Here is a 15,567-nt window from a genome sequence, read left to right on the forward strand (position 1 = left end):
CTCAGCACAAGGGTCAGCACGAGGCGCCCGGGGTCGGGGCCGGGCAGCAGCAGGAGCAGGGCGTAGACCAGCTGGATCGCGAGGACGGCGGCGGCTACGAGGCGGCGAGGCCTCGCTCGACGGCCGCGATGATCTGCGGGCGCAGTTCCTCGGGGCGGATGATGGCGTCCACGGAGCCGACCTCGACCGCGCGCTGGATGCTGTGCACGCCGTCGAACTCGGCGGCCACCTCGCCCAGCTTCTCCGCCCGGACCGTGGCCCGGGCCTCCGTGAGCTGCGTGACCAGCGCCGCACGCTCACCGCCGGTCGCCGCGGCTACCCGCGCCGCCAGGCCGGCCACCCTCGGGTCCTTCGCCGTGCGGGCGTCGACGTCGCCGGAGAAGACCACGGCGGCGGCGGGCGCGCCGCCGATGACGGAGGCGAACGAGCCCTCCACGGCGAGCACGGTCATGTTCGGGTTGAGCGCCTTGGAGAACACCACGAACGCGCCACCGTGGTAGCGCGAGATCACGCAGAACACGATCGGGCCCTCGAAGTTGACGATCGCCCGGCCGATCTCCGCGCCGTACTCCAGCTGCAGCAGGCGCATCGACTCGGGCGAGCCGTCGAAGCCGGACAGGTTGGCGAGCACGACCAGGGGGCGGTTCCCGCTGGCCGCGTTGATCGCCCGGGCGGCCTTCTTGGACGAGCGCGGGAACAGGGTGCCCGCGGTGTAGGTGTCCGGACCGTCGGTGGGCGGGAAGCCACGCCGTGGTACGGACCGGGACTCGATGCCGAGCAGGCACACCGGGATGCCGCCGAGGTGCACGTCCTGCACGACCGCGGTCTCGGCGTCGGCCATGCCCGCCCAGCGTTCCAGGACGGCGTGGTCCTGGTCGGCCAGGGCCCGCATCAGCGTGCGGATGTCGAAGGCCTTCTTACGGTCGGGGTTGCGCTCGCGGGAGAAGATCTCGCCGACGGTGGTGAAGTCGCTGTCGGGCACCGCGTGCGGGTAGCCGGAGATGTCCCGGTCGAGCGGGTCGGACGTGTCCGCCCGGCGCGGCCGGGGCTCGCCGGGGGCGATGTAGGTGTGGTCGTAATGGGCCATGAGCACGTTGCGGGCGCCGCGCAGGTCCGGCGCCCAGTACTGGGCCTGGCCGTTGGGGCCCATCACCCGGTCGTAGCCGCCGATGCCGAAGTTGTCCTCGGCCGACACGCCGCCGGAGAAGTCCAGCGACTGCTTGCCGGTCAGCACCATGGCGGAGTCCGGGGTCATCACCAGGATGCCCTTGGTGTGCATGAGCATCGTGGCCTCGGCGTTCCAGTACGGCTGGGCACCGACGGTGATCCCGGCGACCACGATGTTGATCTCACCGCCGACCTGGGTGAACTCGACGATCCGCTTGAGCGCGGCGGCCACCCAGTCCATGTTCTCGGTGCCGGAGCTCATGGAGATCCGGGCGCCCGCCGACAGCGCGAACCAGTCGAGCGGCACGCGCATCCGCTCGGCCAGGTCGAGCGCGGCGATGACGCGCGCGCACTCCGCCTCGGCCAGCGCGCCCAGCGACTTGGTCGGGTCGCCGAGCAGTACCACCCGGATGACACCCTCGGGGTAGCGCTCGGTCGGTGTGCTCACCACGCCTGCGACGAGGCCCGCCTTGTTGTGCCCCCGTGGCCGATCGACCGGGACCAGCGCGCCGACGTCGTTGAGGTCGTGCTCGACGAAGGTGCCGTTGGGCCCGGTGAGCATCTCGGTGAGCTCGTACGGGTACGTCGTGCCGCGCCGGCGGGCCGAGAGCACCTTCTGCCGGTAGTCGTCGAGCGGCTGGACCGGCTCCGCGGTCGGCTCGGTGACGGACACCTGGATGCCGGCGTCGTAGGAGATCTGGACCGCCATGTCGGTCACCTCGCCGGTGGCCTCGTCACGCCGGCGGTACAGGAACAGGACCTCTTCCAGGCCGGCACCGGCCGTACTCGGCACCACGCGCTGGACGACGAGGTTCAGCTCCGCGATGGTCAGCTCGGTCGGCGGCCAGACGTAGAGGGTGATCCGGTTGGTGTCGAACCGCTTCTTCGCGGGCCGGCCTGCCTGGACCTTGCGGATCGCGTCGAGGCAGGCGTCCAGGGCGCCCTCGAGCGCGGGCAGCGCGATGATCCGGCCGTCGGAGTCGCGCAGCGGCGTGAGGTCGCGGACCTGGGCCATCGCCGCCAGCCGCTCGTCGGCCGGGTTGTCCGGGGCGACGCAGTGGAAGACGAAGACCTCCTCGTCCGCGGACGGCAGCCGGGTCAGGTCGAAGTGGCGCAGCCGCGGCAACTGCAGGCGCTCGGCGATCAACGGGTGCAGCCCGCGGATCACCCGGTCCTCGCCCAGACCCGGCCGGAAGGTGAAGTGGTGGTGCATGGCCGAACCGGTGCGCCCGGCGACCGACATCGTCACGCGCTGGAGCACGTCCAGCAGCCCGGCGCGGTCGAGGATCTCCCGCAGGGTCGCGGCCATCGTGTCCGGGTCGGGCTGCCCGGCCCAGGTGAGGTACACGTCGGCGACGGAATCCGCTCCGACCAGCCCGGCGACCTGCTGCAGGGTCGCCGGCAGGTCGGCGAAGTCCGTTGCCGCGGCGACGACCCGGAAACGCTCGCCGTCGCGGTCGTACTCGGCGCAGAAGAACGAGCGCCCCGCGACCTCGACGCAGCGCGCGTCGAGCGCACCGCGGTTGCCGTAGTAGCGGCGGCTGAGCACCTCGAGCATCGGGCCGTTGTCGGCGCGGGGCGCGCCGATGCGCTGGCCGAGCAGCCGCACGAGCGGCTCGGGCGAGGCGACCATGTGCGCGATCCGCTCGGCGCGGTCGGGCGCTGCCGGGTGCGCGTCGAGGTGGCGCAGGTGGCCACGGACGCCCGCGTACACCTCGGCGCGCTTGCGGCGCAGCATCGGCTGGGCGGCCCAGCGGAACACGATGCTGCGGGCCAGGTCACTGACGACCGGGAAACGCAGCTGGGTGGCGGAGATCAGGTGCTCCAGCGCCTGGCCGACCAGCTCGCGCAGCCCGTCGTCGGGCAGCGGCTCGGTCAGCCACTGCTGCAGGAACGTGACGATCACCGAGACGTCGGCCGAGGTGCGCTGCTGCGCCAGGAAGATCCGGAACACGGCGTCCTCCAGCGCGGGCGTGCGCTCGAAGTCGTCGATGCCGTAGTGGGCGAGCACCCGGGCCAGCCGGCTGCGGAAGGTGTCGGGCAGCCCGGCGCGCTCGACGTCGAGGCTCTGCAGGTACGCGTGGAAGTACTCCCGCGGGCTGTGCACCCGGTTGTCGGCCCTGCCCTCCTCCCCGGCCGGCCGGTTGCGGCTCAGCTCGGCCAGGTCGGCGAACACCCGCAGCAGCTCGACCTCCTGCTCGATCGGGCGGCGTCCGAGTTCGGCCCGCGCGGCCAGGTAGTTCGACAGCGCCCGGCGCTCGTCGCTGGGGTCGAGGTCGTAGCCGAGCAGCAGGCTGCGCAGGTCCGCGATGCCCCGCGCGACCCGGGCCTCGGCGGACAGGCCGGTCGGCTCGGGCGGCAGTTCGAGCTCGACGGCCTCGGTCGCGGTGGCGGCCGGACCGGGGCCGGCGGCGTCGTCGTCGACGAGCGGCTCCAGGCGCAGCAGCGGCGCGCCGGTCTCGACCTGGCTGCCGACGGAGACCAGGCACTCGCGCAGCCTCGCCTTGAACGGCGCGCGCAGCACGGTCTCCATCTTCATGCTTTCCAGGACGAGCACGGGCGCGCCCGCCTCGACCTCGTCGCCGGCGCTGAGCGGGGTCGCCACGACCAGCGCGGGCGCGGGCGAGCGCAGCACGCCGCCCTCGTCACGGCCGACGCGGTGCGTGATGCCGTCGACCTCGACCAGGTGTACGGTCCCGTGCGTGTCGGTGACGAGGCGGTGCCGCCGGCCGTTGACCAGGATCCGGCCGGTGTGCTCGTCGAACCGCTCGAGCTCGGCGTCGACGGTGGACGCCTCGCCGACGCCGACGCGGAAGCGGTGCGGCCCGGTCTGCGCGACGGTCACCCGGTAGCCCGCCCCGCGCAGCTTGAGGTCGATCGGCCGGCCGCTCTCGTGCTGCACCTGCGGGCGGCCACCGTGCGCGGTGGACAGTAGCCGCTGCCGCTCGACGAGCGCCTCGTCCTCGTACGCCTCGATCGCGGCCGCGGCCAGCGCGACGCCGGAGTGCTTGGTGGTGACCAGGCGGCCCTGCTCGCGAACCCGGTCGATCCAGCCGGTGTCCGCGCTGGCGTCGATCACCTCGGGCTGGTCGAGCAGGTCGAGCAGGAAGCTCTTGTTGGTGGCGCCGCCCTCGATGATCACCGTGGTCTCGGCGACCGCGCGGCGCAGCCGGCCGAGCGCCTCGTCGCGGGTACGGCCATACGCGATGATCTTGGCGATCATCGAGTCGAAGTCGGCCGGGATCAGATCACCCTCGCTCACCCCGGTGTCGACCCGGATGCCCGGGCCGCTGGGCAGCACCAGCCGGACGATCCGGCCGGGCGCCGGGGCGAAGTCGCGGTCGGGGTCCTCGGCGTTGAGCCGGGCCTCGACGGCGTGCCCGGCCTCGGCCGGGATCAGGTCGCCGAGCCGGCCGCCGGCGGCCACGTGGAGCTGGGCCTTGACCAGGTCGAAGTCGGTCGTGGCCTCGGTGATCGGGTGCTCGACCTGCAGCCGGGTGTTGACCTCGAGGAAGGCGAAGAGCCGCTCGCCCGGGTGGTAGAGGAACTCGACGGTGCCCGCGCCGCGGTAGTCCACGGCCAGCGCGAGCCGCTCGGCCGCCGCCTTCAGCTCCCGGGCCTGCTCGGGGGCGAGCACGGGCGAGGCGGACTCCTCGATGACCTTCTGGTTGCGCCGCTGCACCGAGCAGTCGCGCACGCCCAGCGCCCACGCGGTGCCCTGGCCGTCGGCGATGACCTGCACCTCGACGTGGCGCGCGCCGGTGACCAGGCGCTCAAGGAACACGATGCCGCTGCCGAACGCGCGCTTGGCCTCCAGGCTCGTGCGTTCGTAGGCATCGGCGAGTTCCTCGTCGCTGCGCACGACCCGGATGCCCCGGCCGCCTCCGCCGGCGGTCGCCTTGAGCATCAGCGGGTAGCCGATCTCGGCGGCCGCGCGCGTGGCCGCCGCCAGGCTCTCGACCGCGCCGCGGCTCCACGGCGCCACCGGGACGCCGACCTCCTCGGCGATCAGCTTCGCGCCGATCTTGTCGCCGAGCTTGCGCATGGCGTCGGCGCTCGGCCCGATGAAGGTGACGCCGATCTTGTCGCAGCGCTCGGCGAAGACGGGGTCCTCGGCGACGAAGCCCCAGCCCACCCACGCCGCGTCCGCGCGCGTCTCGACCAGCGCGCGCTCGAGGACGCCGTGGTCGAGGTACGGGCGCGCCGACGCGGGCCCGAGGCAGTAGCTGTCGTCGGCCTCGCGGACGAAGGTGGCGGTGCGCTCGGCCTCCGTGTACAGGGCGATGGTCTCGATCGGCGGTGCCCCGGGCACGGCGTTGAGCTCGCGGACGGCGTGGATCAGCCGCATGGCGGCTTCTCCCCGGTTGACGATTGCAATGCGGCTGAACACCGAGTAAGCCTCCCAAAGGTGCGGGAACCACCTCGGGGCAGGGGTACCCGTCCAACAACCCTTGCCCATACCCTCGGGTAGAGAAACCGCCGAATTCGCCACCTGCGGCGGGCGAAAGTTGTGGACACCCGCCAAATCCCACATGCCGGACCCTCGAGATCACACCGCCGGCAGCGACGCCAGGAGCTTGCCGTGCGCGTCGAGGACCTGTGCCGCGGCGGCCTTCGTCGCCGGGTCGGAGCCGGCATTGCCCTCCGAGGTGGCCAGCGCGACCGTCCCGGTGAGGTGCTCGCGCAGCACCGCGACCGCCTTCGCCGCGCGCTGCTCGGCGGGCGCGTCGCGGACGGTGGCCAGGTCCGCGTCCAGCACCATCCCCGGCATGTCGTGCCCGGCGTGCTCGGCGGGGTCCTCGATCCCGCCGCCGGCGACGAGCGCGGCCCGCAGCGCCGCGAGCTCGGCCCGGTGGCCGTCGGCCCCGCTCGCCGCCACGCCCCGCAGCGCCGGCACGTCCTCGAGCATCTCGAACAACGGCAGTGCGCTGTTGTCGAGCGAGATCATGAGCTGCAGGAACGCGAGGTCGGTCGGGTTGAGCACGCTGAGGACGTCCGGCCCGCCGCTCGGCGGCACCAGCGGCGACGACCCCGGCTCGTGCGCGGGCCGCGCCCACAGCACCACCACCGCGAACGCGGCGACGAGCACGACGGCGACGGCCAACGCCCGCCGCCACGTGTCCCGGCGCACCGGGTCGTCCCGCGGTGGCACCGTCGCGTCCGGCGCCGCGGGCGGTGCGCTCGACGTCCTGGCACGCGCCGGGGCGGGCGAGAGCGCCACGCTCGAGCCGTTGATGTGCTCCTCGCCACCGGGGGCCGCGCTGCTCACGATCTGACCGTAGAGCCGGGCCCGGGACGGGTTCTATTAGCTGCGCATTAAGTTGTTCCGATGATTTTCGACGCCCGCGAATAACGCTTTTAACCTGAAAATAAGGGAGATCGCATCACCACGCCGGCGCCGGGTCAGGAGCCGATCCGGGTGACCTGGCCGTGCGGTGCGTTCTGCCACCACATGCAGTCCACCAGGTACGCCGCACCGCCCGACGATGAGACGAACTGCACGACGAGCCGGTCGGGCAGGCTCTGCGACTGCGACACCGAGAAGCCGTCGCGGGGCGTTGCCGTGACGACCGAGACGACGCCGGCCCGGATGCGGATCACGGCGTCGCCACCGTCGGAGCGGAACGACTTGAGGTACACGTCGACACCGTCCGTGCCCGTCGTGACCGTCCAGCCGTCGACCATCCGGGCCGGGGCGCCGGTGGTGGGCTTCTGCCCGGCCGGTGTTGATGCGCTGCCGTGGGAAGCCGGGGCGCTCGTCGGCGGCGTGAACGTGGAGCGGGGGCCGGACGCGACCGTCGGTGCGGGCCGCGGGGAGCCGGTCGCGTGCGCCGGCAGGGTCTGCGTGGCGGGCTCGCGGTTGCCGCGCTCCTCGTCGGCCTGGACCGGTACCGTGTCCTGGGGCACAGCGGTGCGCAGTACGGGCCGCAGCGCCAGCGACGCCACCGCGATGCTCGCGGCCGTGGCCAGGCACCACAGCAGCACCGGCACCGCGCCTTGTCGAACCCGCATCGCCGGATCCTCTCACGTGGGTCCGGACAGACGGTCCGTCACGTTGGCGATAGCGTGTTGCCATGCCGCTCATCCTGCTCGTCGAGGACGACGTCGCCGTCTCCGGTGCCCTGTCCCGGGCGCTGACCGACGCCGGGCACGTGGTGCGCCCGGTCGGCAACGCCGGGTCGGCACTGCGGGTCATCGCCACCGACCCGCCGGACCTGGTCATCCTCGACCTGGGCCTGCCCGACATGGACGGCCTCGACGTGCTGCGCATGCTGCGCGGCATCTCCAACGCGCCGGTCATCGTGGCGACCGCGCGCCGCTCGGAGCGCGACATCATCCGGCTGCTCGACGCCGGCGCCGACGACTACGTCGCCAAGCCGTTCTCCAGCGCCCAGATGTCGGCGCGGATCAACGCGGTGCTGCGCCGCGGCCAGGGCACGCCCGGGCCGGCCGCCCTGCCGGCCGGGGTGACGGTCGGTGCGCTGCAGGTCAACCCGCAGCAGCGCTCGGCGTCCATCGACGGCCAGCCGCTGCAGCTGACGAAGAAGGAGTTCGACCTGCTGGCATACCTCGCCCAGCGGGCCGGCCGCGTGGTCAGCCGGCGGGAACTGCTCACCGAGGTGTGGCAGCGCCCGGACAGCTCCCGCGAGGACCAGACGATCGACGTGCACGTGTCGTGGCTGCGGCGCAAGCTGGGCGAGAGCGCCACCGCGCCGCGCTACCTGCGCACGTTCCGCGGGGTCGGGGTGATGCTCGTCGACCCGGATCAGGCGCCGGCGTGAGAAGCGCCCTCATCCGCCTGTCGTTCGCGATCACCTCGATGATCGCCCTGGCGTTCCTCGTGCCGCTCGCGTACGTCACCAAGCAGATCGCCCACGACCGCGCCCTGGCCGAGGCGCGCTACCAGGCCGACGCGATGGTCGCCGCGCTCGCCTCGGCGCCGGGCAACGGCTCCGGATCCCTCGACCGTGCCGTGGCGACCGTGCCGGCCGGGCAGTCGGGGCGGCTCGCGGTACACCTGGCGGGAGAACCCACGGTCGGCACGAGCCATGCCGTGTCGTCCGACGTCGACCGGGCGGCCCACCAGCGGCGCTCACTGACCACCGACGCGCCCGGCGGCGTCGCCTACCTGCAGACCGTGGTGCTCGACGACGACCGGACCGCCGTCGTGGAGGTGTACGTCTCCGACGACGACCTGAGCCGGGGCGTCCACACGGCCTGGCTCGCGCTCGCCGGACTCGCCGTGGTCCTCGTCGCCGGCTCCACCCTCGTCGCCGACCGGCTCGGCGCGCAGATCGTGCGGGCCACCCGCAAGCTCGCCGACGGTGCCCGCGCGTTCGGCGACGGCGACCTGCACGCCCGGGTCGAGCCCGACGGCCCGCCGGAGCTGCGCGACGCCGCCCGCAGCTTCAACCGCATGGCCGAGCAGATGATCGCGTTCGCCGACGCCGAGCGTGAGCTGGCCGCGGACCTGTCGCACCGGCTGCGCACCCCACTCACCGCGCTGCGCCTGGACGCCGACGCCATGCCGCCCGGCCCGATCGGCGAGCGGATGCGCCAGGCGTTCGACGCCCTCGACGACGAGATCGAGCAGATCATCACCGCCGCGCGCCGCTCCGCCGCGGACCGCCGGCCGGAGAGCACCGACCTGGTCGAGGTCGTCGCCGACCGGCTGGCGTTCTGGTCCGTGCTCGCCGAGGACCAGAACCGGCCGTGGCGGGTCACCGGCGGGCACGAGCCCGTCTACCTGCCCGTGGCCGAGTCCGACCTGGTCTCGGCCGTGGACTGCCTGCTCGGCAACGTGTTCCAGCACACCGCCGAGGGCACCGCGTTCGAGGTGCACGTCTCTGCGCGAGGGCTCGTCGTCGACGACGCCGGGCCGGGCATCGCCGACCCTGACCGGGCGCTGCGCCGCGGCTGCAGCGGCGCCGGCTCCACCGGCCTGGGCCTGGACATCGTCCGCCGGGTCGCCGATGCCGCCGGGGGCCGGCTGAGCATCGAGCGTGGCCCGCTGCGGGGTGCGCGGGTCGCGATCGAGCTCGTCCCGCTCGCCCCCGAGGTCCCCGTGCCCCGCAACACGCGCCGGATCGTGCGCTGAGCGTCGTCGCTGTCGCACCGCGCGCGTGTGAGCATTGGACCCATGCGCCTGCTCAAGGGACTGCACGCCCATGCACCCACAGTGTCCGTCGCCGGTCGCGAGCTGTCGGCCGAGCGGTTACTCAGCGCCGCCACGGCGGTCGCGCACGACGTCCACGGCGCCGCCACGGTCGCGGTCGACGCCACCCCCACACTGGAGACCGTCGTGGCGGTGACCGGTGCGCTGCTCGCCGGGGCCGCGGTCGTGCCCGTGCCGGCCGACGCCGGCCCGGCCGAACGCGAGCACATCCTGCGCGACTGCGGCGCCGAGGTGACGCTGGGCAACCGCCCCGGGCCGTTCGCCGCCCCGGTGCCGGTCGACGTGGCCAGAGGTTCGACGGACTCGGCATCCGGATATCCGGTGCCGCCCGGGGACGCCGTCGCGCTCGTCATGTACACCAGCGGTACGACGGGAGCCCCGAAGGGCGTCGAACTGACCCACGCCGCCGTGGAGGCCGGGCTGGACGCGCTCGCCGAGGCGTGGGCCTGGACCCCCGAGGACCGGCTCGTCCACGGCCTGCCGCTGTTCCACGTGCACGGCCTGATCCTCGGCGTGCTCGGCGCGCTGCGGCACGGCTCGGCGCTGACGCACACCGGCCGCCCGCACCCGGCCGCGTACGCCGCCGCCGGCGGCACCCTCTACTTCGGCGTGCCGACCGTGTGGTCCCGGGTGTGCGCCGAGCCCGCCGCCGCCCGCGCCCTGCGCCCGGCCCGGCTGCTGGTCTCCGGCAGCGCCCCGCTGCCCGCGCCGGTCTTCGAGCGGCTCCACGCCCTCACCGGCCACCGTCCGGTCGAGCGCTACGGCATGACCGAAACCCTCATCACCATCAGCAGCCGCGCCGACGGCGAGCGCCGCCCCGGCCAGGTCGGTGTGCCGGTCACCGGCGTGCGCACCCGCCTCGTCGGCGAGGACGGCGGCGAGATCCCCCACGACGGCGAGACCATCGGCGAGCTGTGGGTCGACGGCCCGATGCTGCTGCGACGGTACCGCGGGCAGCCCGAATCGGCGGCCCGCACCCCCGACGGCTGGTTCCGCACCGGCGATCTCGCCCGCATCGACCCCGACGGCTGGCACCGAATCGTCGGGCGGTCCTCCACCGACCTCATCAAGTGCGGTGGGTACCGCATCGGCGCCGGCGAGGTCGAGGACGCCCTGCTCGCGCACCCGGCCGTGCGCGAGGCCGCGGTCGTCGGCGTCCCGCACGCGGACCTCGGCGAGGCGGTGACCGCCTTCGTCGTGACCGCCGGCGTCGCGGTCGGCGAGCGGGACCTCATCGACTTCGTGGCCACGCGCCTGTCGGTACACAAACGGCCACGTGTCGTACACTTCGTGGACGGCCTGCCACGCAACGCCATGGGCAAGGTGCAGAAGAAGCGGCTGGCGGGTCATATGCTGTAGCGCAGGCTTTCTTGGTGGGTGGTGGTGCGTGGTGGAGACGGGCCGGATTCTGCGGTTCGACGAGGTTCGCGGTTATGGGTTCATCGCGCCGAATGCCGGCGGTGAGGATGTGTTCGTCCACGCCAACGACTTCGGCGAGCAGCGCCATCTCGTGCACCCCGGCATGCGGGTCGAATACGAGGTGGAGGAGGGCGAGCGCGGCCTGAAGGTCTCGACCGTGCGCATCCTCGACGTCCCGGCCCGCCGCGAGCACCCCCGGACCACCGCCTCCCCGTTCGCGCCGGTGACCACGGCGCCGTCCGGCACGCCCGGCCCGTCCGGCGAGGACGACGGCCTGTGCGATGTGCTGTCCAGCCGCGAGTTCACGGCCGAGGTGACCGAACTGCTGATCCAGCACGTGCCGTCGCTGACCGGCAGCCAGATCGCCCAGGCCCGCCAGCACCTGGTCAGCTTCGCCCGCAGCCACGGCTGGGTGGAGAGCTGACGTGGCGACGAAGGTCCTGTTCATCGGCGGCAGCGGCATCATCAGCTCGGCGTGCTCGCGCCTGGCCGTCGCGCGCGGCATCGACCTGCACGTGCTCAACCGCGGCGAGTCGAGCCTGCGGCCGCTGCCGGAGGGCGCGAAGGTCCTGCGCGCCGACATCCGCGACGCCGCCTCCGTCCGCGAGGCGATCGCCGGGCACACCTTCGACGCCGTCGTGGACTGGGTCGCCTTCACCACCGACCACGTCCACGCCGACATCGAGTTGTTCCGCGGCCGCACCGGGCAATACGTCTTCATCAGCTCCGCGTCGGCGTACCAGACCCCGCCGGCCCGCCTGCCGGTCGTGGAGTCCTCGCCGCTGCGCAACCCGTTCTGGCAGTACAGCCGCGACAAGATCGCCTGCGAGGACCTCCTCGTCAAGGTGTACCGCGACAAGGGCTTCCCGGCGACGATCGTGCGCCCCTCACACACGTACGATCGAACGCTCGTGCCGTTCGACGGCGGCTGGACGGTCCCGGCCCGCATGCGCGCCGGCAAGGAGATCGTCGTGCACGGCGACGGCACCTCGCTGTGGACGCTGACCCACCACGAGGACTTCGCCCGCGCGTTCGTGCCGCTGCTCGGCCACCCCCGCGCGATCGGCGACGTCTTCCAGATCACGAGCGACGACGTGCTCACCTGGAACCAGATCGCCGAGCACCTCGCCGCAGCACTGGGCACCACCGCGAAGATCGTGCACGTCCCGTCGGACGCGATCGCGGCCGCCGACGCGGAGTGGGGCGCGGGTCTGCTGGGCGACAAGGCCCACTCGATGGTGTTCGACAACGCGAAGGTCAAGGCCCTCGTCCCGGACTACGTTGCCACGATCCCGTTCCACCGCGGCGCCCGCGAGATCGTCGCCTGGTTCGATGAGGACCCGGCCCGCCAGGTCGTCGACGAGCGCCTGGACAAGGTCATGGACGATCTCGTCGAACGCTACCGGCTGGGCTGACGCGCTTGCTGAAGACGGTGCTGAAGGAGGCCCTGCACACCGGGCGCGAGAACCTGCTGTGGAAGCTCGACGGGCTCTCGGAGTACGACATCCGGCGCCCGATGGTGCCCACCGGCACCAACCTGCTCGGGCTCGTCAAGCACCTGACCGGCGTCGAGGCCGGCTATTTCGGCGCCACGTTCGGCCGCCCCTTTCCGGAACCGCTGCCGTGGCTGGCCGACGACGCCGAGGACGACGCCGACATGTGGGCCACCGCCGAGGAGTCCCGCGCGGACGTGATCGACCGCTACCGCCGCGTGTGGGCCCACGCCGACGCCACCATCGACACGCTCGACCTCGACGCCCCCGGCCGGGTGCCATGGTGGCAGCCCGAGCGCGCCGACGTGACCCTGCACCTGGTCCTCGTCCGGGTCATCGGCGACACCGACCGGCACACCGGCCAGGCCGACATCATCCGCGAGCTCATCGACGGCGCCGCCGGATGGCGCCCGACCCAGAGCAACCTGCCCGACACGGACGACGCCGCCCGCGCCGCGCACCTCGAGCGCCTGGAGCGGATCGCCCGCGCGGCGTAGGCCAGCGCGGGAAATCATTGACGATCCTTCGCCCGCTATCGGGCGAGTTGGCGCGAATGCCAAAGGCGGCGGCACCAACCTGCTCGGGCTCGTCAAGCACGTCGCGTCGGTCGAGGCCGGCACCTTCGGGCGGCCGTTCCCCGAGCCGCTGCCGTGGATCGAGGACAGCGCCGACATGTGCGCGACCCCGGACCAGACGCGCGCGAGGACATCATTGGGCGGCCGGCAACGTCCAACCTGGTGGGCGGCGACGCCGGCTGGTGGGCCGCCTACGGCGACACGCTCGAGCGGGCCGCCCGCGACGCCTAGCAAGACCGTCCATCGGATCCTTGAGGTGGCGGGCAGTGGGCCTGGCCTCGCGAATGAGTGCATGGACAGTGACGAAGGCGGCGGCGAGGTATGCGGTAGAAATGCACAATCCTGCCGTCGTGATCGATGCAGTGGGTGGTGATACGACCGCGAGGAGTGCTGCTGACGGATGGGTTGCTGACCGGGTTTCACGCGTCGCGGGCGTAGGGTCTGGATCTTCTGTCGACTGCGGCGAGGCCGGATACGCTGCGGGAATGCCGCGCAGGGGCGGTGCGGGGCGGGCATGCGGCGCATGGGTTCGCCGGATGGGCGGCCGTTCGCGGGGCGCGGAAAGTGTCGGTGGGGACGGCTATGGTTCGAACATGAGTTCGGATGAGGGGTGTGTGGCGGGGCTCGGCGACGCGATCGCCGCGCTGCTCGAACACGACCCCGCCGCCCTGGAGGACGCCGCGCTGCGCCAGGCGATGCTCGCCCTGCTGCGCCACGCCAACCAGCTCGACGCCGTCATCGCCCGCTACGTCGGGGCGTTCGACGACCGCCGGCTCGGCCGCGGCGACGGCTGGGCGAGCACCAAGCAGTGGCTGCAGGCCTACGGCCGGCTGTCCGGGCCGGCCGCCACCTCCCGCATGCGCGCCGCCACCACGATCCGGCTGCTGCCCAGCCTCGAGGCCGCGTTCGACGCCGGTGAGGTCACCCGCGAACACGTCGACCGCATCGGGCTGACCGCCCAGGAGGTCGGCGACGAGGTCGTCGAGAGCGCCGAGCAGCCCCTGGTCGCCATCGCCCGCGGCTACGAGCCCGAGGCCGTACGCGAGGTCTGCGAACGCCTCATCGACGAGGTGATCCGCGACCAGCGGATACCCGTCCAGCAGCAGTACCACCGCCGCGGCCTCGCCGTCACCCGGGCCGGTGACATGTGGAAACTGCGCGGCATCCTCGACGCCGAGACCGGTGTACTCCTGTCCACCGCCCTCGACGCGTTCACCAAACCCCCACCACCCGACGACGAACGCAACTCCGCCCAGCGCCGCCACGACGCCCTCGCCGACCTGCTCAACACCACCCTGCGCGAAGGCCGGGCCCCGCTCGTCGCCGGCGTCCGGCCACACCTGGCGCTGCTCATGCCGGTGCGCCGCTACGCCGAACTGCACGACCACCACGGCGACAACCCGACGGCGGCCATAACGGCCGAGCCCGCCGCGGAGATCGCGGCGAACGGGCCGGTCGCGCAGGAAGCGGAGGACGGGCCCGCCGTGCTCGCAGGCTACGGCGTCATCCCCGACACCTTCACCGCCCGGCTCAGCTGCGACGCCAACCTGCAACACGTCTGGCAGCACCCGGACAACGGGCTGCCGCTGCAACTCGGCCGGGCGTACCGCAACACGCCACCGGCGCTGCGCCGGGCCCTGGCCACCCGCGACCCGCACTGCCGATGGCCGGGCTGCCAGATACCCGCCGACTGGTGCGACAGCCACCACCTACGGACCTGGATCCGCGACCACGGCAGCACCGACATCGACAACCTCGTCATCCTGTGCCGTTACCACCACGTCAGCGTCCACGAACGCGGATGGGGACTACGGTACGAGCCGGCGGACGGCACCATCGCCATCACCCGGCCAGACGGCACACCATACGACCTCGGGCCCAGCCGACCACGCACCGCCCAGGCCGACAAGCGCTGGGTGGTCGAGCCGACTCGCGAGTGAACGGGTTCGGCAAGACTCGCCGCTACACCGACCGCAACACCAACATCATCGATCTCTACCTCTACCCGGCCGCAGCCATCGTCACAATCCGTCAACTCATCCGTCACGCACGACCGCTCCACCGCCGGGACACTCCGACCCATCGCCCTCAGTGCTCAGCAACACCTCTTGCCGATCACTCTCAGATGCCGACGCGGGCGCGGATCACCGCGATGAGCGAGTCCTGCACAGACTCCAGCGAGCGGTCCGGCTCGAAGACCAGCCAATCAACCGCGACCACCAGGCAGACCCCGAACAGGGCGGCGGCCGCCATCCGCACGTCGAGGTCCCGATCGAAGCAGCCTGCGTCGACGCCCCGGCCCCGGTGTCACGCAGCGCTTCGAGCAGCGCCTGTTGCTCCACTCCGGACAGTCCATTGTCGACATCGTCGGCGAGCACGATGCCAGGTTCGTTCACCCGCGCCAGGGCCAGGCACAACAGATGCGCGCCGAGCGGGTCGAGGTTACGGCCAAGGGTCTTCGGGTCCAGCGGCACCCCGTCCAGCAGGGCGAGCGCCTGCCGCCGACGCTGCGGCAGCGACCAGGACGCCCGCCCGAGCAGTACGAGCCGCTCCCTCGACGTGCTCGGCGACGGTGAGCCCCGGCTCGGGCTCGTTGACGCCGGGGACGTAGCCGAGCGCGGCGCGTGCGGTGCGCCGCAGAGTGCAACGCCGTTGCGTTTAGCGTCGTGGGCGGGCGGCAAGTCCTTGTTCGAAGATCGTGATGCTGGCGTGGATGGTATAGGTCTGGGTGGTTCTG

Annotated in this window: 13 protein-coding genes; 9 read left to right on the top strand and 4 right to left on the bottom strand. The window is 72.8% G+C overall.

What is annotated here, in order from left to right:
* Positions 1-94: 94 nt before the first annotated feature.
* The 3 genes from AB0367_RS37520 to AB0367_RS37530 all read right to left on the bottom strand — a co-directional run bounded on the left by AB0367_RS37520 (position 95) and on the right by AB0367_RS37530 (position 7,179).
* Complete coding sequence (locus tag AB0367_RS37520) at positions 95-5,557, bottom strand: carboxyl transferase domain-containing protein (RefSeq protein WP_366231282.1); 5,463 nt, start codon at positions 5,555-5,557, stop codon at positions 95-97.
* A gap of 159 nt (positions 5,558-5,716) precedes the next feature.
* Complete coding sequence (locus AB0367_RS37525) at positions 5,717-6,436, bottom strand: hypothetical protein (RefSeq protein WP_366231283.1); 720 nt, start codon at positions 6,434-6,436, stop codon at positions 5,717-5,719.
* A gap of 134 nt (positions 6,437-6,570) precedes the next feature.
* Positions 6,571-7,179: a hypothetical protein gene (locus AB0367_RS37530; RefSeq protein WP_366231284.1), complete on the bottom strand. Its 609-nt coding sequence runs from the start codon at positions 7,177-7,179 to the stop codon at positions 6,571-6,573.
* A gap of 62 nt (positions 7,180-7,241) precedes the next feature.
* Here AB0367_RS37530 and AB0367_RS37535 point away from each other — a divergent pair, with 62 nt between their 5' ends.
* From AB0367_RS37535 to AB0367_RS37570, 8 genes are all read left to right on the top strand, one after another.
* Positions 7,242-7,949 carry a response regulator transcription factor gene (locus tag AB0367_RS37535; RefSeq protein ID WP_366231285.1) on the top strand — a complete coding sequence of 236 codons (708 nt, stop codon included), beginning with the start codon at positions 7,242-7,244 and terminating at the stop codon, positions 7,947-7,949.
* Positions 7,946-9,265 (top strand): HAMP domain-containing sensor histidine kinase, encoded by a 1,320-nt coding sequence (locus AB0367_RS37540; RefSeq protein ID WP_366231286.1) that lies wholly within the window; start codon positions 7,946-7,948, stop codon positions 9,263-9,265. The genes AB0367_RS37535 and AB0367_RS37540 overlap by 4 nt, the downstream gene beginning before the upstream one ends.
* A gap of 42 nt (positions 9,266-9,307) precedes the next feature.
* Complete coding sequence (locus tag AB0367_RS37545) at positions 9,308-10,702, top strand: acyl-CoA synthetase (RefSeq protein WP_366231287.1); 1,395 nt, start codon at positions 9,308-9,310, stop codon at positions 10,700-10,702.
* Between the two features lie 28 nt (positions 10,703-10,730).
* Positions 10,731-11,186, top strand: a complete 456-nt coding sequence (locus tag AB0367_RS37550) for a cold shock domain-containing protein (protein WP_366231288.1) — start codon at positions 10,731-10,733, stop codon at positions 11,184-11,186.
* 1 nt (position 11,187) lies between these two features.
* Positions 11,188-12,177, top strand: coding sequence for an NAD-dependent epimerase/dehydratase family protein (locus AB0367_RS37555; RefSeq protein WP_366231289.1), 990 nt, complete (start codon positions 11,188-11,190; stop codon positions 12,175-12,177).
* A 5-nt stretch (positions 12,178-12,182) separates the two neighbouring features.
* Positions 12,183-12,752, top strand: a complete 570-nt coding sequence (locus AB0367_RS37560; protein WP_366231290.1) for a DinB family protein — start codon at positions 12,183-12,185, stop codon at positions 12,750-12,752.
* A gap of 177 nt (positions 12,753-12,929) precedes the next feature.
* Positions 12,930-13,061 carry a hypothetical protein gene (locus tag AB0367_RS37565; protein ID WP_366231291.1) on the top strand — a complete coding sequence of 44 codons (132 nt, stop codon included), beginning with the start codon at positions 12,930-12,932 and terminating at the stop codon, positions 13,059-13,061.
* A 362-nt stretch (positions 13,062-13,423) separates the two neighbouring features.
* Entirely contained in the window at positions 13,424-14,770 is a 1,347-nt protein-coding gene (locus tag AB0367_RS37570; protein WP_366231292.1) for a DUF222 domain-containing protein, read from the top strand.
* A 181-nt stretch (positions 14,771-14,951) separates the two neighbouring features.
* Here the strand turns inward: AB0367_RS37570 and AB0367_RS37575 are convergent, their stop codons facing one another.
* Positions 14,952-15,089 carry a hypothetical protein gene (locus AB0367_RS37575; RefSeq protein ID WP_366231293.1) on the bottom strand — a complete coding sequence of 46 codons (138 nt, stop codon included), beginning with the start codon at positions 15,087-15,089 and terminating at the stop codon, positions 14,952-14,954.
* Between the two features lie 74 nt (positions 15,090-15,163).
* Between AB0367_RS37575 and AB0367_RS37580 the strand changes: the two genes are divergently transcribed.
* Entirely contained in the window at positions 15,164-15,406 is a 243-nt protein-coding gene (locus tag AB0367_RS37580; RefSeq protein WP_366231294.1) for a hypothetical protein, read from the top strand.
* Positions 15,407-15,567: the final 161 nt, after the last annotated feature.

The organism is Dactylosporangium sp. NPDC051484 (genome assembly GCF_040689395.1).
Classification (GTDB): domain Bacteria; phylum Actinomycetota; class Actinomycetes; order Mycobacteriales; family Micromonosporaceae; genus Dactylosporangium.